This window comes from Streptomyces sp. NPDC038200, assembly GCF_055600785.1.
Genome location: NZ_JBVJYH010000027.1, coordinates 60,683 through 85,891, shown reverse-complemented (window position 1 = coordinate 85,891; position 25,209 = coordinate 60,683). Strand labels below are relative to the sequence as shown.

23 protein-coding genes and 3 pseudogenes are annotated in these 25,209 nt (G+C 70.1%); 9 read left to right on the top strand and 17 right to left on the bottom strand.

Annotated features, from left to right (window positions below):
* Positions 1 to 314 precede the first annotated feature (314 nt).
* Positions 315 to 1,223: an aldo/keto reductase gene (locus ACZ7KF_RS37300; RefSeq protein ID WP_471085640.1), complete on the bottom strand. Its 909-nt coding sequence runs from the start codon at positions 1,221 to 1,223 to the stop codon at positions 315 to 317.
* Between the two features lie 136 nt (positions 1,224 to 1,359).
* On the opposite strand from ACZ7KF_RS37300, the gene ACZ7KF_RS37295 reads away from it, so the two are divergent.
* Positions 1,360 to 2,286, top strand: a complete 927-nt coding sequence (locus tag ACZ7KF_RS37295) for an ArsR/SmtB family transcription factor (protein ID WP_471085686.1) — start codon at positions 1,360 to 1,362, stop codon at positions 2,284 to 2,286.
* A 39-nt stretch (positions 2,287 to 2,325) separates the two neighbouring features.
* On the opposite strand, the gene coaD is transcribed toward ACZ7KF_RS37295, so the two are convergent.
* The gene (gene coaD, locus ACZ7KF_RS37290; protein ID WP_471085637.1) at positions 2,326 to 2,862 is read right to left on the bottom strand and encodes a pantetheine-phosphate adenylyltransferase; all 537 of its coding nucleotides are present in this window, start codon (positions 2,860 to 2,862) and stop codon (positions 2,326 to 2,328) included.
* A gap of 173 nt (positions 2,863 to 3,035) precedes the next feature.
* The gene (locus ACZ7KF_RS37285; protein WP_471085634.1) at positions 3,036 to 3,797 is read right to left on the bottom strand and encodes a metallophosphoesterase; all 762 of its coding nucleotides are present in this window, start codon (positions 3,795 to 3,797) and stop codon (positions 3,036 to 3,038) included.
* 84 nt (positions 3,798 to 3,881) lie between these two features.
* Between ACZ7KF_RS37285 and pdxR the strand changes: the two genes are divergently transcribed.
* A complete protein-coding gene (pdxR, locus tag ACZ7KF_RS37280; protein ID WP_471085631.1) occupies positions 3,882 to 5,291 on the top strand; it encodes a MocR-like pyridoxine biosynthesis transcription factor PdxR in 1,410 nt (469 codons plus the stop codon).
* Positions 5,292 to 5,398: 107 nt separating this feature from the next.
* Here the strand turns inward: pdxR and ACZ7KF_RS37275 are convergent, their stop codons facing one another.
* The 7 genes and pseudogenes from ACZ7KF_RS37275 to ACZ7KF_RS37245 form a co-directional block, all read right to left on the bottom strand.
* A complete protein-coding gene (locus tag ACZ7KF_RS37275) occupies positions 5,399 to 5,665 on the bottom strand; it encodes a hypothetical protein (RefSeq protein ID WP_471085628.1) in 267 nt (88 codons plus the stop codon).
* A 133-nt stretch (positions 5,666 to 5,798) separates the two neighbouring features.
* Positions 5,799 to 6,326 (bottom strand): CAP domain-containing protein, encoded by a 528-nt coding sequence (locus tag ACZ7KF_RS37270; protein WP_471085625.1) that lies wholly within the window; start codon positions 6,324 to 6,326, stop codon positions 5,799 to 5,801.
* Positions 6,327 to 6,683: 357 nt separating this feature from the next.
* Complete coding sequence (locus ACZ7KF_RS37265) at positions 6,684 to 7,550, bottom strand: alpha/beta hydrolase family protein (RefSeq protein ID WP_471085622.1); 867 nt, start codon at positions 7,548 to 7,550, stop codon at positions 6,684 to 6,686.
* A gap of 111 nt (positions 7,551 to 7,661) precedes the next feature.
* Complete coding sequence (locus tag ACZ7KF_RS37260) at positions 7,662 to 7,934, bottom strand: hypothetical protein (protein WP_471085619.1); 273 nt, start codon at positions 7,932 to 7,934, stop codon at positions 7,662 to 7,664.
* Positions 7,935 to 8,384: 450 nt separating this feature from the next.
* Entirely contained in the window at positions 8,385 to 9,089 is a 705-nt protein-coding gene (locus tag ACZ7KF_RS37255) for a M24 family metallopeptidase (protein WP_471085616.1), read from the bottom strand.
* 31 nt (positions 9,090 to 9,120) lie between these two features.
* Positions 9,121 to 9,741: pseudogene (locus ACZ7KF_RS37250) on the bottom strand (class I SAM-dependent methyltransferase); the annotation flags it as partial.
* 779 nt (positions 9,742 to 10,520) lie between these two features.
* Positions 10,521 to 11,015 carry a PaaI family thioesterase gene (locus ACZ7KF_RS37245; RefSeq protein ID WP_471085613.1) on the bottom strand — a complete coding sequence of 165 codons (495 nt, stop codon included), beginning with the start codon at positions 11,013 to 11,015 and terminating at the stop codon, positions 10,521 to 10,523.
* A 90-nt stretch (positions 11,016 to 11,105) separates the two neighbouring features.
* Between ACZ7KF_RS37245 and ACZ7KF_RS37240 the strand changes: the two genes are divergently transcribed.
* On the top strand, positions 11,106 to 11,573 hold the full coding sequence (locus ACZ7KF_RS37240) for a winged helix-turn-helix transcriptional regulator (RefSeq protein ID WP_471085611.1): 468 nt from the start codon (positions 11,106 to 11,108) through the stop codon (positions 11,571 to 11,573).
* Positions 11,574 to 11,679: 106 nt separating this feature from the next.
* Here ACZ7KF_RS37240 and ACZ7KF_RS37235 read toward each other — a convergent pair whose 3' ends face one another.
* The 4 genes and pseudogenes from ACZ7KF_RS37235 to ACZ7KF_RS37220 form a co-directional block, all read right to left on the bottom strand.
* The gene (locus ACZ7KF_RS37235; protein ID WP_471085608.1) at positions 11,680 to 12,267 is read right to left on the bottom strand and encodes a sarcosine oxidase subunit gamma; all 588 of its coding nucleotides are present in this window, start codon (positions 12,265 to 12,267) and stop codon (positions 11,680 to 11,682) included.
* A pseudogene (locus ACZ7KF_RS37230) lies at positions 12,257 to 15,444 on the bottom strand (sarcosine oxidase subunit delta family protein). Before ACZ7KF_RS37230 ends, ACZ7KF_RS37235 begins: the two are co-directional and overlap by 11 nt.
* Before the next feature lie 10 nt (positions 15,445 to 15,454).
* Positions 15,455 to 16,705, bottom strand: a complete 1,251-nt coding sequence (locus tag ACZ7KF_RS37225) for a sarcosine oxidase subunit beta family protein (RefSeq protein ID WP_471085605.1) — start codon at positions 16,703 to 16,705, stop codon at positions 15,455 to 15,457.
* Entirely contained in the window at positions 16,702 to 16,875 is a 174-nt protein-coding gene (locus ACZ7KF_RS37220) for a hypothetical protein (RefSeq protein WP_471085602.1), read from the bottom strand. The genes ACZ7KF_RS37225 and ACZ7KF_RS37220 overlap by 4 nt, the downstream gene beginning before the upstream one ends.
* Before the next feature lie 101 nt (positions 16,876 to 16,976).
* Here ACZ7KF_RS37220 and ACZ7KF_RS37215 point away from each other — a divergent pair, with 101 nt between their 5' ends.
* Complete coding sequence (locus ACZ7KF_RS37215) at positions 16,977 to 17,630, top strand: GntR family transcriptional regulator (protein ID WP_471085599.1); 654 nt, start codon at positions 16,977 to 16,979, stop codon at positions 17,628 to 17,630.
* Positions 17,631 to 17,709: 79 nt separating this feature from the next.
* Here ACZ7KF_RS37215 and ACZ7KF_RS37210 read toward each other — a convergent pair whose 3' ends face one another.
* Together ACZ7KF_RS37210 and ACZ7KF_RS37205 are read right to left on the bottom strand one after the other, a co-directional pair.
* On the bottom strand, positions 17,710 to 18,360 hold the full coding sequence (locus ACZ7KF_RS37210) for a class F sortase (protein ID WP_471085596.1): 651 nt from the start codon (positions 18,358 to 18,360) through the stop codon (positions 17,710 to 17,712).
* 136 nt (positions 18,361 to 18,496) lie between these two features.
* Complete coding sequence (locus ACZ7KF_RS37205; RefSeq protein WP_471085593.1) at positions 18,497 to 19,000, bottom strand: sortase; 504 nt, start codon at positions 18,998 to 19,000, stop codon at positions 18,497 to 18,499.
* Positions 19,001 to 19,321: 321 nt separating this feature from the next.
* Here ACZ7KF_RS37205 and ACZ7KF_RS37200 point away from each other — a divergent pair.
* From ACZ7KF_RS37200 to ACZ7KF_RS37180, 5 genes and pseudogenes are all read left to right on the top strand, one after another.
* Positions 19,322 to 19,492 (top strand): annotated as a pseudogene (locus ACZ7KF_RS37200) (IS5/IS1182 family transposase); the annotation flags it as partial.
* Positions 19,493 to 20,074: 582 nt separating this feature from the next.
* A complete protein-coding gene (locus ACZ7KF_RS37195) occupies positions 20,075 to 20,344 on the top strand; it encodes a DUF4190 domain-containing protein (protein WP_471085590.1) in 270 nt (89 codons plus the stop codon).
* A 796-nt stretch (positions 20,345 to 21,140) separates the two neighbouring features.
* Positions 21,141 to 21,479 (top strand): non-heme iron oxygenase ferredoxin subunit, encoded by a 339-nt coding sequence (locus ACZ7KF_RS37190; RefSeq protein ID WP_471085587.1) that lies wholly within the window; start codon positions 21,141 to 21,143, stop codon positions 21,477 to 21,479.
* A gap of 218 nt (positions 21,480 to 21,697) precedes the next feature.
* Positions 21,698 to 22,537: a class I SAM-dependent methyltransferase gene (locus ACZ7KF_RS37185; RefSeq protein ID WP_471085584.1), complete on the top strand. Its 840-nt coding sequence runs from the start codon at positions 21,698 to 21,700 to the stop codon at positions 22,535 to 22,537.
* Positions 22,538 to 22,597: 60 nt separating this feature from the next.
* Positions 22,598 to 23,146: a GNAT family N-acetyltransferase gene (locus tag ACZ7KF_RS37180; protein WP_471085581.1), complete on the top strand. Its 549-nt coding sequence runs from the start codon at positions 22,598 to 22,600 to the stop codon at positions 23,144 to 23,146.
* A gap of 586 nt (positions 23,147 to 23,732) precedes the next feature.
* Here ACZ7KF_RS37180 and ACZ7KF_RS37175 read toward each other — a convergent pair.
* Positions 23,733 to 25,175, bottom strand: a complete 1,443-nt coding sequence (locus ACZ7KF_RS37175) for an ATP-binding protein (protein ID WP_471085579.1) — start codon at positions 25,173 to 25,175, stop codon at positions 23,733 to 23,735.
* Positions 25,176 to 25,209 lie beyond the last annotated feature (34 nt).

Genomic DNA, 25,209 nt, shown 5'->3' with positions numbered 1-25,209 from the left:
ACTGTAATAGCCCCTGACCTGCCACTTTCGGATCTCTGATCGTTTCAGGAGGAGTCCGGTGTGGCGGCCGGGAGGGGGGACGGCATCGGGCGGGGGCTGGTGCATAGCTGACGATCCGGTGCCCGATGGCCTGGGGGCGGATGCCCTGTTGCATGAACCTGGTTGACCAGGTTCATGAACGGGTCGATGCCGGTGCGGGGTTCGGCGCGGCCGAACGCTTTCGCCTGGTGGATGTCATAGGTCCCGACCGGTGGCGGTCTTGCAAGCCGGGCAGGCCCTTCTCGGTGAACCGGCCTCGAGTACCAAGGAGCTTCTCATGCTGTGGGGTGGCGGAGGGAGTCCAGGGCGGTGAGGTCATCCCCGGACAGACGCAGGGAGCCGGCAGCCACATTCTGGGTGAGGTGGCCGGGGTCGCCGGTGCCGGGGATGGCCAGGACATGAGGGCCCTGGTGCAGGGTCCAGGCCAGCCGGATCTGGGCCGTGCTCACCCCGCGGGCGCGTGCGATGGCGAGCACCTCGTTGCTGTCGTCGGCGGTTGCGCCGGCCGTGCGTCCGGTGCCGGCGATCGAGTAGAACGGCACGAACGCGATGCGTTGTTCGCCGCACAGCTCCAGGAACGCCTTCTGTTCTGGTGATGCGCCGATGCCGTACATGTTCTGCACGCAGACCACGGGCGCGATGGTCCGGGCCTCGGCGAGGTGGTGGGGGCGGACGTTGGACAGACCCAGGTGGCGGATGAGCCCGGCCTCACGAAGGCCGGCGAGTGCGCCGAAGCGCTCGGCGATCGAGTCGGTGCCGACGATGCGCAGGTTCACCACGTCGAGGTGGTCGCGGCCGAGCTGGCGCAGGTTCTCCTCGACCTGTCCGCGCAGCTGCTCGGGGGTGGCGTGCGGCAGCCATCGGCCCGAAGGGTCGCGGCCGGGCCCGACCTTGGTGGTGATGACGAGGTCGTCCGGGTAGGGGGCCAGTGCCCGGTTGATCAGTTCGTTCGCGCTGCGCAGCGATGAGAAGTAGAACGCGGCGGTATCGATGTGGTTCACGCCGAGTTCGACCGCGCGGCGCAGCACGCCGATCGCCTGGTCGCGGTCGCGCGGGGCGGCACCGGCCGCGAACGCCTCGCCGGTCTGGGGCAGGCGCATCGTGCCGAAACCGATCCGGTTGACTGTGCGGTCGCCGAGTTCCCAGGTGCCCGCTGCCGCCGCGTTGATCGTCTGTGTGGTCATGGCGGGATGATGTCCGCAAGGTAGGCTGAGCCGCCATTGATTCATGTATGCCTGAATCCATTGGAGAGTGGTCTTCCTGGCGGAACTGCCGTTCTCGGCGAGTGATCTGGCACAGGTGCGGTTCGCCGTCTCGCCGATGTGGGAGGTTGCTCCCAGCTTCCGGTTGCTGCGGTCCCACGCCACGCATCCCGTGCACCGGCGCTGGGCCGACCAGGTCAGGCCGCGCCTGGAGGCTGCCGGACTGGACTGTGGCTGGCTCTCCGAGCTGATTCCGCCCACCGGCTACGTCCCCGACTTCCTCAACCCGGCCCCAGCTGGACCGTCTCCCACACCACAGGCGGAGTGGGAGACGATCCGGGCTGCGCCCGCCGGTCAGGTACGCCGGGACCTCGACCACCTGTCCCGTCACCAGGGTGGCCTCGGCCCCCGGCTGCGGATGCTGCACGCCGACCCGGAGGCCCGCTTGGCCAAGGTCACAGACGAACTCGAAACGTACTGGGAGCTGGCGTTGGCCCCGTACTGGGAGCGGATCCGGGCAGTATTGGACGCCGATGTCCTCCACCGGGCCCGCACCGTCGCCGAATACGGCGCGGCCCGTCTCTTCAACGAGCTCCACACCACAGTGAGCTGGAACGTGGGCGGGCTGCGGATGGCCCGCCGAAAGCAGCCGCTGACCCGCGAAACGGCAGGCACCGGACTGCTCCTCATCCCCTCGGCCTTCACCGGACCCGGGCTGCGCACCCGAACGACACCACCGGACCCGCCGCAACTCGCCTATCCGGCACGCGGTGTCGGCACCCTGTGGCAGATACGGCACACCACCCGCACCGACGCCCTCGCCGCCGTACTCGGCCGCTCCCGAACCCTGCTACTCACCGAGCTGGAGACCCCGGCCTCCACCACACATCTGGCGCACCGCACCGGGCTCTCACCGGCCGGGGTGTCGCAGCACCTCACCGCGCTGCGCAACGCGGGCCTGGTCAGCGCCCACCGCGCCGGCCGCTCCGTCCTCTACGCCCGCACGAATGCGGCCGAGACCCTCCTCAACGCCCCGTCCACTTGACTCCCGGTCAACCCCCGACGAACCTCCGGAGCCGACGACTTAGGAACCCTCGCTGCTGCCCCCACCTGCTGGAAGAGGCTCGCTCACATCGTCATTCGGGACACGGTCCTGTTGGCTCAACGCGGTGACGAGGGTGGAGGAGATGTGGGCCAGGGCAGGGTCGGCAGCGATGAAGAACGTGTCGACTCCCGCCAGTTCGTGGTTCATACGGGCCATCGGCATTTCGTAATCCAGGTCGGAAACGCTGCGTACTCCGCGGATGACGACGTCGATTCCGGCTCGGCGGCAGTAGTCGGCCAGCAGGCCGCCTGTGTGGGAGTCGACCGTGACGTTGCTCAGGTCAGTTGCTGCCGCGCGGAGCCGGTCCAGCCGTTCCGTGAGGGGGAAGCGGCCGGTCTTGTTCGCATTGAACATCAAGCACACGACGACCTCGTCGAACAGCAGGGCAGCGCGCCGGAGTACGTCCTGGTGCCCTTGAGTGACCGGGTCGAAGGATCCTGGGAAGAGGGCTCGCATGATCGGGAAGATTAACAAGCTGCCGCCCCCGGCAGTGAGGTGCCAGAGCAGCCGAACCACGCAGATCAAGCCTGACAGGAAGGGAGCGCATCGCAGCCAGGAGGGCCCTGGACGACAGATTCGCCGGTTCGGCCATGAAGCGAAGCGGGCGGTTCCGCGTCACGCCGGCTCCGAGCCCCAGGAGGAACAGCTCCTCCTGGCTCCCCTCGGTCGGTTCCGCTGCTTTCGACGCGTCACAGGGTTGGGCTGACGTGACGGAAGTGGGTGGTCAACTTTCCCGCCTCGTCCAGGACATGGAACGCGAGAGCGGGCGGGTGGTCCAGGTGGACATGGTCCTGGGGGTGCGCGCGATGCTCCCAGGGGAGGCGGAGGGCGGAGACGACGCCAGGCGCCACCAGCAACGGGCGTCCGGCGAAGACGGTCGCCGCAGCCGTGTGGGCGTGGCCGCAGAGGAATGCCGCGACATTGGGATGCCGGTCGACGAGGGCTGCCAGCCGCTCGGCACCGAACTGGCGGAGGCCGTCGATGAACGGGACGTGCAGCCGCGTCGGCGGGTGGTGGAAGCCGATCAGCACGGGCGTGGGCTCGGGAGTCCGGGCCAGGACGTCCTCGAGCCATGCCAGAGTCTCGTCCGAGAGGAACCCCTCGTCCTTGCCGGGAACCGACGAGTCGCACACCGCGATGACCACGTCGGCGCGCCGATGCACCTGGTTGACCGGAGTCGTCGAACTCTCCTGCCCCAGAAGGTGGGTACGGAAGACGTCACGCCTGTCGTGGTTGCCGGGGCAGAACAGCACCGGATGCCGTGAGGCGAAGAGCCGACGGGCCTGTTCGTACTCGGCCGGCAGACCGTGATCGGTGATGTCTCCGGTGACCAGGACCGCGTCCAGGTCGTACGGCAGGTCTTCCAGGTAGCGCATGACGGCCCGGGTGCGCTCGATGCTGCGCGGCCCACTGTCGATGTGGGTGTCGCTGAGATGCGCTGTCACGATCATCGGGGTACGTCCTGTCGTTCGAGGTCTGTCGATCACTGGAACGGAGGCTAGGAGGACACCGGACCAGGAGTAAGATCCAGTTCCGTGCGGAAAACCTGGTCCGGTTCGCGCGTCGACCTGCACATCGATCTGGACGCCTCGAAAGGCCGGCGTTCGGCTCTGGAGTCGGCGTTGCGCGACGCGATCCGCCAGGGCCGCCTCGCCACGGGGACGCTGTTGCCCTCCACCAGGGGGCTGGCCACCGAACTCGGCCTGTCCCGAGGCACCGTGACCGCCGCCTACGACCAACTGGTCGAAGAGGGCTACCTGACCACCCGGCCCGGATCGGGCACCACGGTGGCGGACGTACCCCCGGAGACCGCGACCTCCCCGTCGGCCACACCGATGCCGGCGGGCCCTCACCATGACCTGCGCCCAGGGCTGCCCGATGTCAGCGCCTTCCCCTCCCGGGCCTGGCTGGCGGCGACACGCCGGGTGGTCGCGGACACGCGGTCCGTGGTGCTCGGCGCCGGAGACCCGCAGGGCCGGATCGAACTGCGTACCGCGCTCGCCGACTACCTGGGCCGCACCCGCGGTGTGGTCACGAGCCCCGACCGGATCGTCATCACCTCCGGTTACTACCAGGGCCTGAGTCTGCTCAGCGGCGTGCTGGTCCGGCACGGCGCGGGGACCGTGGCCGTCGAGGATCCGAGCCACAACGTCTTCCGCGCCGTCGTCCAGCGAGCCGGACTCGTCACCGCGCCCCTGCCCGTCGATGCCCACGGCGCCTGCGTGGACGCGCTGACGCACGAGGTCGACGCCGTGCTGCTCACCCCCTCGCACCAGTACCCGACAGGCGTCCCCCTCCACCCCGGCCGACGGCAGGCCGTCAGCGCCTGGACACGCACCACCGGCGGTCTGATCGTCGAGGACGACTACGACGGCGAGTACCGCTACGACCGCCAACCCGTCGGCGCTCTGCAGGGCATCGCCCCCGACCGGACCGTCTACTGCGGCACCGCCTCCAAGACCCTCGGCCCGGCTCTGCGGCTGGCCTGGATGGCCCTGCCGCCCCAGCTGGTGAAGCCGGTGGTCGACGCCAAGCAGCGAGCCGATCTGTACACCGAGAGCCTCTCCCAGCTCGTCCTGGCGGATCTGATCACCACGCACGCGTACGACCGCCACATCCGCGCCACCCGCCTGCGCTACCGCCGACGCAGGGAACTGCTCCTGGCCCGTCTGCCGGATGTCACGGGACTGACCGCCCACGGCGTCCCCGCCGGCCTGCACACCCTCCTGACCCTCCCCGTCGACTGGCCACGCGAAGACGAGGTCCTCTCCCTCTGCGCCCGGCAGGGACTCGCCCTACGCGGTCTGTCCGAACTGCACCTCGACCCCCGAGAGCGCCCAGGAGGACTGCTCGTCGGCTTCGCGGCCCCACCCGAACACGCATACCGGCCCGCTCTGGACGCACTGTCCGGCACGCTCCACCGACTGGTGACCGGCTCCAGGTGACACCCGTGGGCCCGCGGCAGGCCCGCGGGACACGCACCGTCCCAAGGGGATGTTGGGGGCCCGCCCCGGCGCAGGCGTCGGCAGGGGCATCGCGCGAGGCGCGGCCCCTACTGGGGAGCCGCCCGGCAGGCGCTCGTCGCGGTCGAGTCCGTGACGCCGGCCTTGGTCAGATCGGCCACGCACTCTTCATGGTTCCCGGTCAGGCCGACGTAGCACGCCATCCTGACGGAGTCCGGGGCCTCCCCGCCCTGCATGTCACCCTCGACCTGATGGACGCAGGCCGGAATGTCCGCGTGGGCGGCGGGCGCCGTGAGAGCCGCGCCCCCGAACCCGAGGGACAGTACGGTGAGGACACCCGCGATTCGGGCCGACATACGCATGGGACGCACCTGCTTTCCGGATCGTCAGGCGGATGCGGCCCGGGCGGTGCCGCATCCGCGGGGGATGCGTGCCGAACGAAGCTCGGCGAGGATTCCGTCTCTCCTGGAGACCGCAAGAGCTGTGCCTCTACCGCGACTTGACCGCGAACAACTGGACGGCGTACTGGTCCTTCGTGCCGATCCCGGTCTCCTTGAACTGACAGTTCAGGATGGCGTCCCGGTGACCCCGGTCGCTGGCCATCCAGCCGTCGACATGGGCCTTCGAGGAGTCGAAGCCCGGTCCGGAGACGTTCTCGGAGGACGGCCCCTCGGGCGAGTAACCGGCCTTCTCCATCCGGGACAGGGCACTGGACCCGTCCGATCCCTGGTGCCCGGTGAGCCCGTTCGCCGCCATGTCGTCGGCGTGGGCCTGGGCAGCTTGCATGAGCCGCGGATCCTCCTTCAACGGCTCGCAACCGGCCTTGGCACGCTCGGCGTTGACCAGGGAGAGGATCTCGCCCGGCGAGGACTGCTGCACGGCGCGGGCCACGGAGACCGGCGCCGTGGTGGCCGCCGCCGGGGCGGCGCCCGTCGTGACCACGCCGCCCACCACGAGCAGCGGGGCCGCACAGGCCGCGGCACACACGCGGCGGACTCGATGGTTCCTGAGGTGCATGTGAGTTCCCCTTCGTCACAGGGGTACGGGGAGGTGGCCACACCACCGCAGCCGCCCCCCAGGGGCGACCGCACGGGAGCGGTCCGCAGGGCGGTGCGCGGCCTGTGGCGAGACGGACACCACCGCGACGGTGATGCGAGGACGCGTCTCCCTGCTCCTTCCACCGTACGACCGAGGGCGCCGCACCACGAGCCGGCCAGGACTCGCCGCGGGCGCACACGCTGCGTGCGTGACCGGCCACACCGTCGTCGCAGGCCGGCGTGGCCAGGGTCCGACTCCGCTCGCGCGGGTCTCAGGGAGCCGACGCCGCCGGACCATGAGCTCCGCCCCCGCTCATCCTTGGACCTCGGCGGGGGTTCAGCGAAGGTGCTGCTGGAAGAAGGCGGCCGCCTCCCTGCCCACCCGGATGCGGACAGCCGGGTTCGCGGGCTGCAACCTGAAGAAATCATCGTGACGGACGTCGGGGCCGGCCGAGCAGCCGCTCGCTGTGGGGATGTGTTTCAGATACGGCAGGGTGTCGACCTCGTACGGGCTGACCGTGTCCGCTCCGCCCCAGCGGATGTCCACGGGCACCCGCACGGTCGCCAGGCTCTCCGGCGTCACGAGACCGCCGACTCCGGGAGCCACTTGGAAGACCGCCCGCACGCGCGGATCCGAGAGATCTGCCCCGGCGGCGTCCAGCGCACGCCGCGAGGACTCGTCCAGCGGGTACTTCTCCCGCAGTGCCTCCAGCGCACCGGGAAACTCGGGAATCTCCGGCAGCGGGACCTCTCCCGTCAGCACCGCCCAAAGGATCTGCGGATCGACACGAGCACCGGCAAGCGCCGCCGCCGTGTAACCGCCCAGGGAGAATCCCGCCGCACCAACCGGTCCGAGGGGCTGCTCACGTGCGAGCGCGTCGAGGGCGAAGGACACGTCCCGGGGTCGTTCCCACACGTGCAGGAAGCCTTCCGGCTCGTAGCCGTCGACGAAGTTGTTCCCGTGGTGGTCGAAGGCCACGACGCGGAATCCCGCCTCGTGCAGCGGCCCTGTCAGCCACTCCATGTTGCTCCCCGAACCTCCGGTGCCGTGCGAGACGACGACCAGCGGAGCGGGGAGAGCCGAGGGCTGGTCCGGCTCCCACAGATAGAGGCGGACGGGACGCGGACGGGCCGGATCTCGCAGGTCATCGCGGGACTCGTCGTACAGGACGCGTATCAGCGGCTGCTGAGCGGAGATCGTCATGGCGACATCGTAGGAAGACTCCGCCCGCGTGTACGGAAGTTCTTCCCTTGGCCCGGCCCCGTTCGGCCCGGGGGGACAGCGTGTCGGGCCGAGCGTGGCCTCGGCAGGAGGTCACGGAGGGCTGGCCGCCGTGCGGCAGGCGCCGTTCGCGGCGCCGCCCGGGACGCCGACCTCGGTCAGGGCGGTCACGCAGCCGCGCAGGTCGTTGTGCACGCCTCGGGTGCACGCCGCCGTCACGGCGTCCGAGACGTCGACGCCCGCCTGCTGGACCAAGTTCGTGCAGGCTGGGATGTCCGCCTGGGCGGCGGGGGCGGTGAGGGCCGCACCGCCGAGGGCGAGGGCCGCACCGGTGAGGACACCAAGGAATCGGGCCGGCATACGCATGAAAGGCACCTGCTCTACGGGGTGGAGATCTGCGGTTCAACGGGCCGAGCAGGGGACGCGGCCGGTGTACGACCGTGGATCCGGGTCCCGGGCGCTCGCCGGCTCGGCAGGATCGCCCCTCCTGTCTTCGACGCTAGAACAGCCCGTCCGCCCGTGCACGTTGGCCCCGCCGGGCGGTCGCTCACCGCGAGACGGGTGCGCGGCCCGCGTTCGACGAATCCCGGCGTCCGCTCGTCCGCCGAAGGCGAGGTGAGGCCGTCGGGAAACCGGGTGGGCGCAGGCTCCGAGCCAGAACGAAGGCGATGCGGGCCCCGGCCCGCGGCCGCGACGGATCCAAGGAGCACAGGACCATGTCAGGAGTCGGCTGGAGACGGGATCGCAGGAGGCAGAGATCGTGAGCGGACTCGGCACTCCGAGCCGGGAGGTCTGTGCCACCGTCCGTCACCGGCGTCACGCCAGTTCGAGCATCCCCTTGTGGGAACCGCCGTAGCCCCGGTGTGCGTCGGCCAGGTTGATCTCCAGGATCCAGTGGGCCCGCCACCCTCCTTCGACGGTGCGGCGGAGAGGCTGGTCGTTGTCCGGGCAGAGGAACGACCCCACCTGCGAACTCGCGGGGTTCGCGGTCTGCGCCGTTCCGGCCAAGCGTCCGACATGCCATCCGGCCAGCGTCCAGCCCGCCTTGGCGGCGACCGCCTGGACATCGGCGTGCAATTGTCCACCGGTGATGGCGGAGTCCGCGCGGAACGCCTCGCGGCCGGCGGCGAACACCTTCGACAGGTCCTCGACAAGATGATGCTTGCCCGGGTCGTCGCCGAAGGCGACGGTGCGAGCGAAGTCCGTTTCGAATCCGCCGAGCAGAGGGCCGAACTCCACGACCACGATGTCGTCGTCGCCGATGACGCGGTCCGACGGCTCCTGGTCGTACGGGAGCACCGTGTGCGGGCCCGAGCGGACGATCCGCCCGGGCCGGCGCGTGGCCGCGATGAACACCTGCCGCGCCAGCTCCCTTATCCGGTCGCCGGACTCGCGCTCGCTGTGGCCCGGTGCTACCAGATCGCGAGCCATGGCGTCGGCGAACAGGGCCTGCGCCATGTCCTGGGCCTCCACCAGGCCCAGGGTTCGCAACTGCTCGTCCATCCTGTCGGGACCCGCCATCGCGCCGTTCCTCTTCTTCCTCTTGCCCTGCTCACGGAGTCGCGCGCACGAGCACGAGCGACCCTTCGTACGTCGGCTGATCGCGCAGATGGCCGTATTCCTCGTCCCACGCGCCGGATGCCAGGTCGCGGCGCAAGGTCCGGTCGAAGCGCTCGCGGACCCGGTCGTCCGCGAAACTCCAGGCCGAACACGCCTGGCGGGCGGCCGGGTCGAGCAGCATCTCGGGGCGGCCGTAGTACGCCTCGTTGAAGCCGTCGGTGCAGTCCAGGGAGACGGGCACGGTCTGGACCGTGGTGGTGCCGCCCAGCGCCGCGGCCAGTTCCGCGACGGACGGGTAGCGGCGGGCCTCGATGTCCAGCACCTCGGGTGCGTACCGGTACAGCCAGAAGTCCCGGACCCGGTCGGGGGCGCAGGTCAGGATGACGACGGGCCCGCGGGTCACGCGCCGCATCTCACGCAGGCCGGCCCGGACGTCGGACCACTGGTGCACGCTGAACAGCGTCATCGCCGCGTCGAACTCGTCGTCGGCGAAGGGCAGATCCTCGGCCACCGCGTCGATCGCCTGGGTGAGCTTCGCCGGTCGCTGGGCGCGCATCGACTCCGAGGGCTCGACCGCTGTCACCGCACGCGCCGCGCTCTCGTACGATCCGGCGCCGGCGCCGACACGCCCAGCGGTTGTGACGGTCGGAGTGTGGGGGAGGGGCGGGCGCTCGCTTCGGCGTGAACACGGTGAACCGCCCGGCGATCACGTCGACGCGCCGCGACCGACCCCGGACCGTGCTGCCGTGAGTCCCGTCCCCCACTGAGCCGCCTCCTCCGCCGGATGATTTTTCATCCCCCATCCTGCATGTGCGGCGAATATTCGACAATCACCTGGCAGATGCTTGGCTGATGACACGAGTGGTGCCGCGTGTGAGTGCGCGATGTCGGAGGTGGCGACACGGTGCGGCCGGGAGATCAGTCGCCGGGGTGGCCCCTGGGCGTTGAGGGCGACCGAGCGTGGGGTGCCGCCGAAGTTGCCGTCGGCGGCGAGTTCGACCCCGACGGCGCGACCGGCCGCGTACGACTCCTTCAGCGGCGGGCGCCCGCCGGGTGCAGGACGGCCTCTTCCGCGAGCCGGCGGTCGGCGCGCGGCATCCGCAGGTGGGCGGAGGTGAAGTCGAGCAGCATGTCGGTGAGGGCCCGGGAGGCGCGCAGGGTGGCCTTGCCGGCGACGACCGTGCCGGTGGAGGCGAACGCGCCGGTGTCGTGGCGTTACCAGCCAGCCCTCCGGTGCGGGCAGGCAGGCCCCGGTCTCCGCCTGCGCCCGCCCGGGGTGACCATCGGCTCGTCGGCACTGATGAAGTTGCGGGCCTGGAACTCCATGGAGTCCAGGCCCAGTCGGCGGGCCGGTTCGTCGGAGGCGGACTAGACGGCGAACATCACCTGCCCCTACTGCGGAGAGACGGGGAAGAGCATGCAGCTGCTGGTGGCGTGGGCGAGCAGACGGTCCTCCGAATCGAACAGCTCGGCCTGGGCCAGGGCGGTGCGGCGGCCGTGATTGAGCACGGTGCCGACGGCGCGGACCTTGCCCGTGTCCACGGTGATCGGGCGCAGGAACTTCACGTTCAGGTCCAGCGAGGTGTATCCCATGGCTGCCGGAAGCACGGACTGCACGGCGCAGCCCGCGGCCGAGTCGAGGAGGGTGGCGTAGACGCCGCCGTGGACGCTGCCGATGGGGTTGTAGTGCTCTTCTCCCGGTTCCAGCACGAAGACGGCGCGGCCGGACTCGACCTCGTCCAGCGTGAATCCGAGGGTCGCGGCGATGGGCGCCGCGGGCAGACGCCCACTCAGTACGTTGCGCAGGAAGTCGAGCCCGCTGTCCTGGCCGACGGCGGCGGCGGAGACGCCCGGATCCTGCCACTCGTACGTGCGTGACCTCGTCATGGGCCTCTTCCTCCTCATCTGACTTCGTGAAGCGAAGCTAGCCAGTCGCACCTCTGGCTGTCAATGCCGCAGCCAGCCTAGGATGGCGTCATGACCTGGCTGGAGACCAGCACCGAGAACTGCACGGTTCAGCGCACCCTCGACCTGATCGGTGAGAAGTGGTCGCTGCTGGTGTTGCGCGACGCCATGAACGGCGTACACCGCTTCGACGACTTCCGCCGGCACGTGGGACTGTCGGAGGCGGTGCTGTCCGACCGGCTGCGCAAACTCGTCGCCGCCGGGATCCTGACCACCGTGCCGTACCGCGAACCGGGCCACCGCACCCGACACGAGTACCGGCTCACCCGCAAGGGATGGGATCTGTGGCCCGTGATGATCGCCCTCAAGCAGTGGGGCGACCACTACACCGCCGACCCGGAAGGACCGCCGCTCGAGGTACGGCACCGGGACTGCGGCGAAGAGGTGGCAGCCGTCGTCGTCTGCACAGCCGATCACGGGGTGCTCGCCCCACGGCAGGCGTACACGAAACCCGGTGCCTCGGCGCACACAGCGACCTGACGGAGTCGTCGGCTCGCGAGTCCGCCGGGGCAGGACCGGGGAACGACGCCGATGACGTCCGCTCGCGACGACCGGTCCCTCGACCGGGACCGGCGCGAGTGCCCGTTCAGCTCCCTCGGTATTCCGTGCAGGCGTCGAGGAGCCAGGTCGCCACATAGGACGCGAACGACGAGCGGACCAGCAGCCAGACGCTGGAGGCCGCTTCGCCCCGGACCACGAGAGTGACCGGCGCCTGCGCGAGCAGCGTGGTCAGACAGGACCCGACGGGCGTCACCCGCGGATCCAGATCGATGGCACAGCCCTGGGCCAGGATCGTGCGGACCAGGGGCCCCGACAGGGCCAGCGTGGTGCGCTGCGCCGAGACGTCGGTGACGGTGGCGAAGCCGTCGCCGACTGCCGATCGCACCTGCGTGACAAGGCCCTGCCGCCGCCCGTCGGGAGCGACCAGCAGCCATTCGTCCGGGCCCGTCCACAGCACCTCCACGTCGCCCGACGTCGCGGTGCGCGACGGCCCCGGCAGCCTGATGTCCAGGCACGCCTCGACGCTCTGCGCCGCGGCGCTGCCGGGTTCCACCCGCAGGGTGAGCTGGGACAGGAAGGGCAGTTCCCGCACCCGCACGCCGGTCGGCAGCTGCGCCAGCCGGTCCTGCCACGCGGACAGAGGGCTGAAGCGAGCGGGCGTCTCAACCGTCACGGCGAGTTCCCTCCTTGTCGAAGAGCACGGGGTCGGTCACGGTCACCGGAACGGTCCGGCCGTCCAGCGGGACGTAGAGGGTGTCGCCGATGCGCTCGGTTCCCGAGCGCAGCAGAGCCAGCGCGAACGTCCGCCGCAGGGCGGCACTGCGGTAGCTGGAGGTGACATGGCCCAGCATCGGCACCGGTGGCTCGGGAATGCTGCTGGTGGCGATGATCTGGGCGCCTTCGGGCAGCAGAACCCGCTCGTCGGCCGGCAGCAGACCCACCAGCTGCTTGCGGTCGCCGCGCTGGTTCTCCGCGCGGGCGAAGGACCGCTTGCCGACGAAGTCCCGCTTCTTCCCGGACACCACCCACGACATGCCCAGGTCCTGCGGGGTGACGGTGCCGTCGGTGTCCTGCCCGATGATCGGGTACGCCTTCTCGGCACGCAGCACGTGCATCGTCTCGGTGCCGTACGGGGTGATGCCGAACGCGTCGCCGGCCGCGAGGAGGGCCTCCCATACGGTGATGCCGTACCAGGCGGGCACGTTGATCTCGTAGGCGAGTTCACCGGAGAAGCTGATGCGGCACACCCGCGCGGACACGCCGGCGACCGTGGCGTCCCGCCAGGACATGAACGGAAAGGCGTCGTTGCCGACGTCCAGGCCCGGGGCCACCAGGGCCAGCACGTCCCGCGAGCGGGGGCCGACCAGGGGGATCGTCACCCAGTGCTCCGTGACGGAGGTGAGGTGCACCCGCAGGTCGGGCCACTCCGTCTGCAGCCACTCCTCCATCCATTCCAGGACCTTGGCCGCGTTGCCGGTGGTCGTGGTCAGCAGGTACTCCTGCTCGGCCACCCGGATCACGGTGCCGTCGTCGATGGCCATGCCGTCGACGCCGCACAGCACGCCGTAGCGGATCCGGCCCACCTTGAGGGTGCTCATCACGTTCGTGTAGAGCCGGTCCAGCAGGACGCCGGCGTCCGGGCCCTGCACGTCGATCTTGCCGAGTGTCGAGCCGTCCATCAACGCGACACCGGTACGGGCGGCCCGGCACTCCCGCAGCACGGCGTCCTCCATGGTCTCGCCCGCCCCGGGGTAGTACCAGGGGCGCTTCCACTGGCCGACGTTCTCGAACAGGGCGCCGTGCTCGACGTGCCAGGGGTGCAGCGCGGTCACCCGGACCGGATCGAACAGTTCCCCGCGATTGCGGCCCGCGAGTGCGGCGAACGCGACCGGCACGACAGGCGGACGAAAGCGGGTGGTGCCGAGGTCGGCGACATCCACCCCGAGCGCCTCGGCGACGATGCCCGAGGTCAGCACGCCCGAGGTACGCCCCTGGTCATGGGCGGTGCCGATCGTGGTGTAGCGCTTGACGTGCTCCACCGACCGCAGGCCCGCCCCGGTCGCCCGCAGCACGTCGGAGACGAGGGCGTCGCGCTGAAGGTCGACGAACTGGTGGGCGCCGTCCTGACCGTCCCGCGGGCTCGGGACGCGCCAGAGGACCCGGGCGGGCGCCCCGTCCGGGAGCGGGGCGGTGGTCGGCAGGGTGATCGCCCGGCCGGTCCTGCCGACGGCCGCCAGCGCCTGCCGGGCGGCGTCCACACCGTCGGCAAGACAGCCGGACAGGGTGAACGTGCCGCCGGCCGATCCCGCCGTACGGACACTGTCCAGGGCCTGCGCGGGGACGAAGGCCCCGGTCTCGGCGTCGTAGCGCAGAGCGCCGCCGGCCTGGCTGAACAGGGCCACCGCGGGGTTCCAGCCGCCGGAGACCAGCAACAGATCACAGTCGACGCCCTGCCGGTCGCCGAGCCGCCCCCCGGCGAAGGCGGCGACATGGGCACGGGAGACGCGTCCTATGCCGCTGGTGCCGGTGACGACGTGGCCGGCGCGCAGGTCGATGCCGCGCTCCTCGCATGCCGCGCGCCAGTGCGCCGGCACCTCCTCGCGAACGTCGACGACCGCGGCGATCCGCACACCCGCGTCGGCCAGTTCGAACGCGGCCGGGTAGGCGCTGTCGTTCGTGGTGAGGACGACGCCCCGCCGTCCGGGAAGGACGCCGAAGCGATTGAGGTAGGTGCGTGCGGAGCCGGCCAGCATGATGCCGGGGCGGTCGTTGTCGTCGAAGGCGACCGGGCGCTCGTAGGCCCCCGTGGCGTAGACGACCTGGCGGGCGCGGATACGCCAGATCCGCTGCCGGGAGATGTGGGCGGGCGCCGCGGCACCGAGGTGGTCCGTGCGCTTCTCCAGGGCCAGGACGAGTCCGTCGTCGTAGTGACCGAAGGCGGTGGTGCGCCGCAGCACCTGCACGTCGGCGCAGGTGTCGAGTTCCGCGACGACATCGCCGACCCATGCGGAGGCCGGTGCGCCGTCGAGCGGTTCCTGACTGCCGAGCAGCGATCCGCCGGGCTGCGGAAGCTCGTCGACGAGGATCACGCGGGCTCCGGCCCGGGCCGCCGCCAGCGTGGTGGCCAGTCCCGCGGGGCCCGCGCCGACGACCAGAAGGTCGCAGTGGGCGTGCATGGTGTCGTAACGGGCCGAGTCGGGCCGCCCACTCAGCCGGCCCCGGCCGGACAGCCCCCGTGCGACGAGGCCGTCGTACAGCTCGACGGTGGTGGCGGTGAGCATGGGCTCGGGGAAGGGGGCCTCGATCTGCACGAGCGCGTTGGGTTCTTCGGCTCCGGCGGCCAGGACGCCGCGCGGCCGTCCGTACGTGACGCTGTCGGCCACATGGTGCACGCCGTTGGCCAGCAGGGCCGAGGCGAGGGTGTCACCGGGGTGACCGGTGTAGGGGGTGCCGTCGAAGGTGAAGGAGAGCGTGGTCTCGCGGTCGACACGACCGTGGCCGCGCGCACGGAACGGGGTGGTCATCGGCCGGCCTCCTGGTCCTTCCCCGGCTGCGGAGCGGATGCGGTGCTCGGGGCGGCGGCGGGCTGCTCGGCACGGCTGTCGTAGACCGCGAGGAACTCGTGGGTGACGGTGTCACGCAGGGCGTTGAACCAGCGCCGGCAGCCGGCCGCGTGCACCCACCGCTCGGCGAAGGGCCCCTTGGGGTTGTCCCGGAAGAAGACGTACTGGGCCCACTGCTCGTCATCGAGCGCGTAGGGGTCCTCGGGGTAGGCGACATGTGCCTGACCGCCGTAGTGGAACTCCGTTTCCTCGCGCTTGCCGCACCAGGGGCAGGCGATGAGCTGCATGTCGATCTCCTCAGTGCGCGACGGCGGCCGCGCCGTGCTCGTCGACCAGGGCGCCGGTGGTGAAGCGGGAGAGGGTGAAGGGCGCGTTGTAGGGGTGCGGTTCACCGGTGGCGATGGTGTGCGCGAAGCACCAGCCGACGCCCGGTGTCGCCTTGAAACCGCCCGTGCCCCAGCCGCAGTTGAGGTAGAGATCCTCGACGGGGGTGAGTCCCACGATGGGTGAGGCGTCCGGGGTGACATCCACGATGCCGGCCCAGGTGCGCAGCATGTGGGCGCGCGCGAAGACGGGGAAGAGTTCCAGCGCGGCGGCCATCTGGCGCTCCAGGATGTGGAACGCGCCCCGCTGCCCGTAGCCGTTGTAGCCGTCGATTCCGGCGCCCATGACCAGCTCACCCTTGTGGGCCTGGGAGACGTACACGTGCACGGCGTTCGACATCACCACCGTCGGGTGCACCGGTTCGAGGAGCTCCGAGACCAGGGCCTGCAGCGGATGACTCTGCAGCGGCAGCCTCAGGCCGGCCATGGAGGCCAGCACGGAGGAGTGCCCCGCACCTGCGAGCGCGACCTTTCCGGCGGCGATGGGGCCGCGCGTGGTGCGCACGCCTCGCACGCGGCCGTTGCGGATGTCGAGGCCGGTGACCTCGCAGTCCTGGATGAGGTCGATGCCGTGGTCGTCGGCCCGGCGGGCGAAGCCCCAGGCCACGTAGTCGTGCTTGGCGATGCCGGCGCGCGGCTGGTAGGTGGCGCCGAGCACCGGATGGCGCACGTCGGGCGAGACGTTGACGAGGGGACAGACCTTGGCGACCTCGTCCGGCTCCAGCCACTCGGCGTCGATGCCGTTGAGCTGGTTGGCGTAGACACGACGCTTGCTGTCGCGGATGTCCTGCAGGCTGTGGGCGAGGTTCAGTACGCCGCGCTGGCTGAACAGGATGGGATAGTCGAGGTCTTCCTCCAGGGTCTCCCACAGCTTCAGCGCGTGCTCGTAGATGCCGGAACTCTCGTCCCAGAGGTAGTTGGAGCGGATGATGGTGGTGTTGCGGGCCATGTTGCCGCCCGCGAGCCAGCCCTTCTCCAGGACCGCCACATCGGTGATGCCGTGGTTCTTCGCGAGGTAGTAGGCGGTGGCCAGGCCGTGTCCGCCACCGCCGACGATCACCACGTCGTACGACGGCTTGGGGTCGGGGTTGCGCCACAGAAAGTCGGGGTGGTCGGGCAGGACGTCTCCGGGCGTGGCGGGCGAGGTGTCGCGCGGGTGCGTCACTGAGCAGCCTCCTGGGCCACGAGCTGCGGATCGGCGGGGTACAGCGGGAGGCGGCCGGTCCGGACCCGGCCGCGCCGGCGCGACTCGGCGGACACCGCGGAGGCCGCGGCCTTCCTCGCGCTGACGTGTGGGGGGCGGCCGCCCTGCCGCCCGGGCGCGTGCACAGTCATGGGAACTCCCTGGGGAGCGACTGAAAGACAACTGATATATCAATGCGCTGCTGCGCTACGCTAAGAGCAGGGATCGAGTCGCGTCAAGGGAGGGCCACGGGGTGAGTGCGTCGACCGTGACTGGTCAGGGCGATGGGACGCTGGCCGATCAGGCCTACCGCCTCATCTCGGACCGTCTGGTGACCCTCCGGATCCGCCCCGGGGAGCCCGTCAACGACGAGCGGATCGCCGCCGAACTCGGCTTCGGGCGCACACCGGTCCGGGAGGCCCTCAAACGGCTGGAACACGAGCGCCTCATCGTCTCCTACCCCCGCCGCGGAACCTTCGCCACCGAAGTGCAGATCGCCGACCTCGGACACATCTCCGAAGTCCGCAAGCAGCTGGAGCCCCTGGCCGCGGGCATGGCGGCCCAGCGCGCCGGCCAGGACGACCGCGCCGGCCTCGACCGGTTGCTGGCGGAGCTCGCACAGGCGTCCGGCGGCGGCACGGACCTCATCCGGCTCGACATGACGGTGCACCGTGCCATCTACGCCGCGACCCGGAACCCTTACCTTCAGGACACCTTGATCAGGTACGACAACCTGGCCACCCGGATCTGGTGCCTGTTCCTCGACCGCCTGCCGGGTCTGGCGGGCCACGTGCACGAGCACGGGCCCCTGCTTCGCGCCATCATCGACGGCGACGCGGAGAAGGCCGAGGCCCTTGCCGCGGGACACGTCGAAGGCTTCGAATCGGCGATCCGCCGCGTCATCTGACCGGTGTGTCCTCCGGGTGAGAAGGGTGCCACGGCCGACCAGCCCGACCGCCGTCGGCGGCCGGCGCCCGTTCGGCCGACTAGGTCACCGCGGTCAGCGTCGCGTAGACCACGACGTTGCTCAGGTAACCGGTGCGCCGGGTGTAGCCGCCCCCGCAGGTGATCAACCGGAGTTCGGGCCGGCCGGAACTGCCGTAGACCTGCTTGCTGGGGAAATCGTTCCTGTCGTAGAGCTCGACGGCGCGGACGGCGAACACCGCTGTCCGCCGGTCCGCCCGGCTGATCTCGATGGTGGCGCCCTCGGTCAGGGCACCGAGGTTGTAGAAGACACCGGGGTTGCCGGTGGGTGTGTCCACATGCCCGGTGGCGATGGCGGTCCCTGCCGAACCGGGAGCCGTGCCGTCGCCGTACCAGCCGGCGTGGCCGGGTTTGCCACGCGGCGGGGTCCGTAGCGCGCCTGTCGCGTCGAGGCCCACTCGTATCATCGGGGCGTCCACGCCGATGGCGGCGATCCGGAGCCGGACCGGATCCGCGGGGGGCAGCGGACGGACCGCGGGGCGGGAGGGAACCGCGGAGGCCGAATGTGCCCGCGCCGCCGATGGTTGCGGTGGCCTGTCGTCGCGCACCCCGCAGATCAGCAGCGCCACACCGGCCGTCATGGCGCAGGCCAGCAGGAGCGGTGCCGGGGCGAACCGATCTCGCAAAGCGCTGGTGGGGAGTCTGGTTGCCATCGCGGTCGAGCCTTTGTTTCACACGGCGGGTGGTGGGCGCCTCGCGTGGACGGGCCGCCTCGGCCCCCATCGGACCGACTCCGTTCAGGGGTCGGTACAGGACGGAGCGGAGGGCCGGCCGGGCCGAGGCGGATGGTCAGGTCTGGTTGCCGTTCTGGTTGCCGTTCGGGCGGCGGTACCTCCAGACCGCACCTCCGGCGGCGGCCGTGACGAGCAGCCCACCGCCAAGGGCCAGCCCGACACCCGTGCCTTCGGCCGGCCCGAAGCCCGCGTCGACCGAGCCGCTCGGAGGGGGCCCGGTGACCTGGTACGTTTCCGTGACCTTGGTCAGTGGCGGACACTTCAGGGTGACCGTGTCGCTGCCCGGCCTGGTGCCTTCCGGGATCTGGAACTCGCCGGTGAGCACCCCCTCCTCGTCGCCTTCGAAGAGGTGGAACTCTCCTGCCACCTCCGAATAGCCCTTGCCGTAGTCCGCGGCAGGGTCGCAGGCACTCGTGCTGACCGTGACCGTGGAACCAGGGGAGGCGTTCCACGGGTCGATCTGGACATCCGAATCGTCACTGGCAGCAGCGGCCGGCATCTGCAGTCCGAGAGCACCGAGAGCCAGGCCGATGCCTGCACCGATGTGTGTGTAACGCATGCGAATCCTCCCACGGAACAGTGACCGGCCTGTCTGCGCGGCGCCTCTCCTCGTTCCACTCACGAGACAACCGACAGCCCGTCAGGTCCGCAACCTGACGAGGCGCCATATGTGTCGCCCAGTCAGGTGGCGCAGCATCCCCGAGGGATCCCTTGTGCAGGTCACGGACGCGGAGATCACCGCTACAGATCACCCACCGCCCTGTCCCCATATCGGTGAGAGGCGACCGGACGGTCCGGCACCCCGTGCTGTGTCCCGGTAGCCGCGCCGAGGGCGGCGCGGCCTTCCCCGGGGCCGGGCGTCGAGCAGGGCACGCGTGCCGAGTCGTCACCCCGGCCTGTGTCGGGTGCCGACCGGTTGTGGATCGTGGACGGCACCCTGGTACCGGCCCGCGCACCTGAGGTGGGTGCCTCCTCGCGTAACTCCCTTCTTTCGGTGAACACGCAGGTCTTCATCGATGCCGACACCCGTCTGGTGCCGGCAGTGCCCGGCTGACCGAGCTGACCGACCCGGCCGCGTGCCCGCTGGACGGCGAGACGGCCGAGGCGGTGATCGTCTGAGGGGTGAGCTGAGCGGAGCCGACCTCGCGCGTCGGGCCCCGATCGCTGCCTGGGGAGGCGGGGCGAGCGTGGCGGAGTCGGCCAAGTTCGGACACGAGCTCCACTCATGCGCGTGACCCCCGGGTACGGCGCCGGTGACGTCCGCGCCGGACCGTCCCGGACTCGATCGTCAGGCACCCGACCGACGCCTCGGTCCGCATCGCCGCGTCCTGCCTCCACCTGCCACATCAGTGATCCCGCTGCTGGCGAAGCGGTCAGCAGGCCGACTGGATGGCGCCGGCCTGTCCGGCAAGGCTCGTGATCGCTGCCCCGGTTGCCGCCGACAGATCGGCTCGGCGTCGGCGAGCCTCGCCGTCTCCAGCTGGTACGGGGGCCGACTGGGCAGGTGGGCGTCAACTTCGCCCGCGCCACGACTTGTTCATGCTTTCCTTCCATGCATGACCGAGCCGTGACGGGTAACCAGGAGGGAACGAAAGAGAGAAAGAAGCCAATCGCGATAGTTTAGGAGATACCGATGTCGTCCTACAGCACAGGCGCCCACAAGACCAGCCGGACGAGCGGCCTGGCGATCGCGGGACTGGTCTGCGGCATCGTCGGCCTCTTCATCCTGCCGATCATCCTGGGGCCGCTGGCCATCATCTTCGGCGCCGTGGCACTGCGTCAGACCGGCTCCGTGATGGCGAAGTGGGACATCGGACTCGGAGTGGTCGACATCCTTCTCATGATCGTGATGTTTGTCGTCGCCGCCAACAACGGCGGCAGCTTCACTTGGCACATCGGCTGACCCACGCCCGCCCTGGCCTCGGGCGGCGTCCAACGCCGCCGCGGAGGTACCCACGGGCCAGCGCCGCCCATCGGTTCCGCTGCCGGGGGCGGCGCTGGCATGAGCGCGCGGACTGGACTTCCCCGTTCTTCGACGCTTCGCGGCTCCTGAGTTCGCACAGTGAGGTGCTGTCGCCGGACCGGTGGGGGCGGCATCCGCGGTCACCCAGTGAATGGGATGGTGTCCGTGATGACGCGGCGGAACATTGCCTTGGCCATGACCACCTTGGTCTCGAAGCCTTGCGCTGTAGCGGAGCGATCCGCCCGGGCAGGCGGGCCAGGGCCGACTCACGCGGTTCGGACCTGCTGAGACGGTGCACGAACCGCTCATGCACCGCCCAGCAGTCGCTGATGTGCACAGCATCTCCGACGTGTGAGTGGGGGTGGTGGTCATGCGCTTTGGTTATAGGGGGAGATATTGGACGGTGTGATGGGGGGTGGGTTTACTTGGGTGTGCGGGGCGCGCGGTGGGGGCCTTCCGCGGTGGTCTGCGGCGCGGTGGTGTGTGACGTGTCGTGGATGGCGTGGGGCCTGCGCCGGTGTTGTCTCGTGTGCGCCCGGTCGGCCGGCATGTTCTTTCTTCATCCCCCGTTGAGAGCATGCCGGCTGGCCGCAGGTGGGGCGGGCTGTATTGCGTTAAGAGTGTGTTGTGGTGGGTGGTCGCGGCCGGGCAGCATCGCCGGGGCAAGGAGTCAGGTTCCGTAGGTTCCGAGGCCCGGACATAGGTGGGCTTCGAGTCGTGAGGAGGGTGGGGGACAGTGGCACGTCTTGTGCGCGTGTGTGACGTGGGGGAATTGGACGAGGGAGAGGCAGCTCGTGTCGGTGCGGAGGTGACCGGGACGGGGGATGCGATCGCTGTGTTCCTTGAGGGCGGTGTGTTCCATGCCCTTGGAGACACGTGTACGCACGCGCAGGCTTCGCTGTCGGAGGGCTGGGCGGAGGACGGAGAGGTGGAGTGCCCGGTGCATGCGGGCCGGTTCTGTCTGAAGACGGGGCAGGCGCTCGGTGCGCCGGTGACGGTGGACGCGGTGACGTATCCGGTCGAGGTCCGTGACGGGGCGGTGTGGCTGGTGCTGGACACCGGCGAGGGCCGTTGAGCGTGTGGGCCGTTGCCGGCTCGCCCGTCAGCCGGAGTCATCGGCCTGCGGGTCGGCCCGCGGGCCGACCCGGGGGCAGGCACATCTGAGAGGTGCACCACTCTGCCCGCCGGACGGACTGGTCTACCCATCTGCCCATCTGTCCATCGATCGGCTCGAGTGAGGTTCTTCGCGGTGTCCGGTGGGGTTTGTCGTGTGGTCTGGAATGAGGAGGGCAGGTGAGCGGGCCCGGCTCGGGCATTTCTTGTGCGGATTTGGGTTTGGCGGGTGGCCCGGCTGCTGAGGATGCTTATTTTCGTATGTGTGCGGGGCAGTATCGGCAGGCGTTGCACGAGGTGGGGATTCTGCCCGGGTGGCGGGTGCTCGATGCCGGCTGCGGCAGTGGTCTGTTCTTGCCGTGGATCGCGCGGCTGGTGGGTCGCTTGGGGCTCACCGTGGGCATGGATGTCGATGAGCGGCAGGTCGCCGTGGCTGCCGCGCGGATCGGGCAGTCCTATCCGTCGTGCGGGGTTCAGGTGCGGCAGGGCGATGTCTTGTGCCTGCCGTTCGAGGACGACAGTTTCGATGCGGTCTGGTGCTCCGACACGGTCCGGTATCTCGACGACGGTCAGTTGAGCGTGGCGTTGGGGGAGTTCCGGCGGGTGTTGCGGCCGGGTGGTGTCCTTGCGGTGAGGGAGTGGGATCCGAGTCTGGTAATGGTGCGGCCCGGAGATCCGTACCTCTTCTTGGACTACTACCGTGCGGTTGCTGCGCATGTGGCGTGCGCGCGGCATTTGCTCAGGTCCCGTGAATTGCATCGGTGGCTGGAGGGTGCGGGCTTCACCATGGTGCGTCAGCGCACGGTGTTGATCGAGCACTATGCACCGCTGTCATCTGATGTGGTGCGCTATTACGGACCGGCTTGGTCGCAGGCTGCTCGTACGGCGCTGCGGCTGGGGCTGGGGCCGCAGTGGGAGCCCTTCTTGGAACCTGACGGTGAACAGAACCCGTTGCGCGCCGCGGACGGCTACATCAGCGAGGGCAGTGTCCTGGCTGTGGGCAGCGCCGGCACGCCCTGATCCCCGCCTGCCCCGGCCTCTCTCGGAGCACTCTGACGGGCGGGCGATAGTTTGCCCGTCATGACTGAACTCGGATCCGACGCCTGGCCGCCTGCCCCGATCATGACCGAACGGCTCGTGCTCCGCGAGTCCGAGGCCCGGGACCGTGCAGCGTTCATCGAGTTGTTCGCGTCGCCCGAGGTGGGCACCTACATCGGTGGCCCTCGACCGCGTGATGAGCTCGAGCGCGCGGTGCCTGAGGTGCCCGGGCGGCGCCCTGGCCTTTTTGTGATCGATCTCGACGGAGCGATGATCGGCATGATCACGCTCGATCGGCGCGATGCGGAGCGTCCGGGACACCTTCGTCCGAGTGCCGGAGAGGCCGAACTCGGGTACCTGTTCCTGCCGGAGGCGTGGGGATGCGGGTACGCCGAAGAGGCATGCGCAGCGGCACTCGACTGGTTTGCTGACGTGCTTCCCGGCGAGCCGGTGGTGCTCTGCACCCAGACCGCCAACGACCGGGCCATGCGCCTGGCGACGAAGCTGGGGTTCACCGAGGTGGAACGGTTCGAGGAGTACGGCACCGAGCAGTGGTTCGGAGTGTGGTCCTCGGTGACGCCGTCCGGTTGAGCCGTGCTCCCTTTCAAGGCGCCCACAACCGGCTGCGGAGGCGGGCCGCCAATCCGCCTCGCCAGGCGGCTGCGCGCATCGGTTCCGGTGCCGGCCCCCACCGCGTCGTCCCATTCGTGTTGTCCCCTGGCATGGTCTGCGTCCTGCTGCCCTTCCCGGAATCCGCAAGGATGAACAAGGTGCGAGATGCTCAGGGCCTCCGCCGTAGGTTGAAGAGGAGCCGAGCTGCCGATCACGGCCCAGCGGGCCGGCTGCGAGGGGTTCCTCCGGGTCACCCACAACGCGTACGGGAATGCCCCGAGGGCGAAGAGGAGGAGAGTGATCGCAGGCGGGCCGAACATTGCGAACAGAGACACCATGTGCCCCAACACTGCTTCGAGTGGGGGAAGCCGCTCGTGGTTCGCTTGGGATTCAGCCTGTTTCACACGCGACGGGCCAAACCCGGCCTCGTGCGCGGTACGACGGGGCGACGAACACGATGGCCCGGCGGAACCTCCCCGTCACCGTGGCGTCTGCCACCGGGCCTGCGGCCTCATCGGAGCCGGCGACATCCCCCGCTGAAACAGCTCCTGTAGCACCTGTTCCGTCACTCGCGCTCGAGCGTGTGCGGTGCGTTGTTTGAGATCTCGCTGTTCGTGGTGTCGGTGAGGGCGCCGCCTGTGTGCTGGCTGACGGTGGTGGTGAGGGTGGAGAGGGCGACGGACGTGTTCCACGCGCTGCCTTGGGCGGTGGCGTGGAAGTCGACGGCGAGGAGGGTCGCTTCGCTGACACGTCCGGCGAGGAGGGAGGCGTCGATGAGTGTTGCGGTGAGCAGGGCTGTGAGCCAGGGGTGCGGGTGGGTGGGCTGGTGGGCGGTGATCAGGGCGCGGCGAAGGTGGGGTATGGCGTGGGTGGGCTGGTTGTCGGCGAGGGCGGTGAGGGCGTGAGTGGCGTGCGTGAAGAGTGTGGTCTCGGGATCGTCGGAGGCGGGGGGCTGCTCGGTGAGGACGGCTTTGGCATCGGTGATGTGGCCGGTCAGAGCCAGGAGCCAGGCTCGGTAGGCGTCCAGTTGGGGGCCGGCCGTGGGGTGGGTGCTGCTTTGTGTGGACAGGAGGGTGAGGGCTTGATGGACGTCGCCGTGGCCGAGGGCGAGGAGGAGGGCCCGCATGAGGGTGAGGTGGGGGTGTGGGGCTGAGGGGGTTGGGGGCGCTGTGGGCAGGGTGAGGTGATCGAGGAAGGCGAGGCCCTGGGTGTGCCGGCCGTTCAGCAGGGTGAGGAAGGCGTGGATGGTGGCGGCTTGTTCGGTGGGGCGCTGGGCCAGGGCCAGGATGCTCAGGGGGTACGCCTGGTCCAGGGCGAGGCTCTGCCAGGCATGGGTGAGCGCGCGGGTCAGGGTGCGCTCCCCACGTCGGCTCAGTTGGAGCGAGCCGGGCTCGACGGTGTCCAGCTGCCAGACACCCTTGTGGCGGGTCATCAGGTGAGGCAGCGCCTGCTGCTCGGTCAAGTCGGCCAGCAGGCGGCAATTTCCTGCGGTGGCGGCGTGTATGGCGCTCGCGGTGGCGGGGTGGACGGGGCCGCCCATGAGGTGCGTGAGAACTGCTGTCACGTCCTGGACGGTCAGAGGGGCCAGGGTGATGAAGCGGGCGCCGTGCTGATAGCGGAGACAGTCCAGGGCACCCTCCGGTGCGCCGTCGCGGCGGCTGGCGATGACGGCGGCGCCGAGCTCTTGGTGGGCCTGGCGCAGCATACGGATGACGGCGTGGTCGGCTTGGTGGGCGTCGTCGAGGGCCAGCACCGGGCGTGGTCCGCGGTGTTGGCGGCGGATGCGTAGCCGTTCGAGGAGAGCGGCTGCCTGGTGTGCGTCCCAGGTGGGGTCCACCACGGTGACTTCGTCGTGTACGGGGTCGGCCAGGCGGGCGGCCTGACGCAGGAAGCTGCTGCGACCGGCGCCGCTTTCACCGGTGACGATGACGGGTCCGCACGAGGGGCTGCGCAAAGCCTCGGCCAGGTACGCCAGTTCCTCGGACCTTCCCACGAAACGCCTAGACATACCGGTCCTCAATCGAGTCGGGAAGTAGAAGGGA

Coding starts and splice junctions, on each gene's coding strand:
- ACZ7KF_RS37300 (WP_471085640.1), bottom strand. CDS start 1,223: ATGACCACACAGACGATCAACGCGGCGGCAGCGGGCACCTGGGAACTC.
- ACZ7KF_RS37275 (WP_471085628.1), bottom strand. CDS start 5,665: ATGTCGGCCCGAATCGCGGGTGTCCTCACCGTACTGTCCCTCGGGTTC.
- ACZ7KF_RS37295 (WP_471085686.1), top strand. CDS start 1,360: ATGTGGGAGGTTGCTCCCAGCTTCCGGTTGCTGCGGTCCCACGCCACG.
- ACZ7KF_RS37265 (WP_471085622.1), bottom strand. CDS start 7,550: ATGACGATCTCCGCTCAGCAGCCGCTGATACGCGTCCTGTACGACGAG.
- ACZ7KF_RS37270 (WP_471085625.1), bottom strand. CDS start 6,326: ATGCACCTCAGGAACCATCGAGTCCGCCGCGTGTGTGCCGCGGCCTGT.
- ACZ7KF_RS37195 (WP_471085590.1), top strand. CDS start 20,075: ATGTCGTCCTACAGCACAGGCGCCCACAAGACCAGCCGGACGAGCGGC.
- ACZ7KF_RS37245 (WP_471085613.1), bottom strand. CDS start 11,015: ATGACGAGGTCACGCACGTACGAGTGGCAGGATCCGGGCGTCTCCGCC.
- ACZ7KF_RS37220 (WP_471085602.1), bottom strand. CDS start 16,875: ATGACTGTGCACGCGCCCGGGCGGCAGGGCGGCCGCCCCCCACACGTC.
- ACZ7KF_RS37240 (WP_471085611.1), top strand. CDS start 11,106: ATGACCTGGCTGGAGACCAGCACCGAGAACTGCACGGTTCAGCGCACC.
- ACZ7KF_RS37255 (WP_471085616.1), bottom strand. CDS start 9,089: ATGGCGGGTCCCGACAGGATGGACGAGCAGTTGCGAACCCTGGGCCTG.
- ACZ7KF_RS37285 (WP_471085634.1), bottom strand. CDS start 3,797: ATGATCGTGACAGCGCATCTCAGCGACACCCACATCGACAGTGGGCCG.
- ACZ7KF_RS37180 (WP_471085581.1), top strand. CDS start 22,598: ATGACTGAACTCGGATCCGACGCCTGGCCGCCTGCCCCGATCATGACC.
- ACZ7KF_RS37205 (WP_471085593.1), bottom strand. CDS start 19,000: ATGCGTTACACACACATCGGTGCAGGCATCGGCCTGGCTCTCGGTGCT.
- ACZ7KF_RS37260 (WP_471085619.1), bottom strand. CDS start 7,934: ATGCGTATGCCGGCCCGATTCCTTGGTGTCCTCACCGGTGCGGCCCTC.
- ACZ7KF_RS37210 (WP_471085596.1), bottom strand. CDS start 18,360: ATGGCAACCAGACTCCCCACCAGCGCTTTGCGAGATCGGTTCGCCCCG.
- ACZ7KF_RS37175 (WP_471085579.1), bottom strand. CDS start 25,175: ATGTCTAGGCGTTTCGTGGGAAGGTCCGAGGAACTGGCGTACCTGGCC.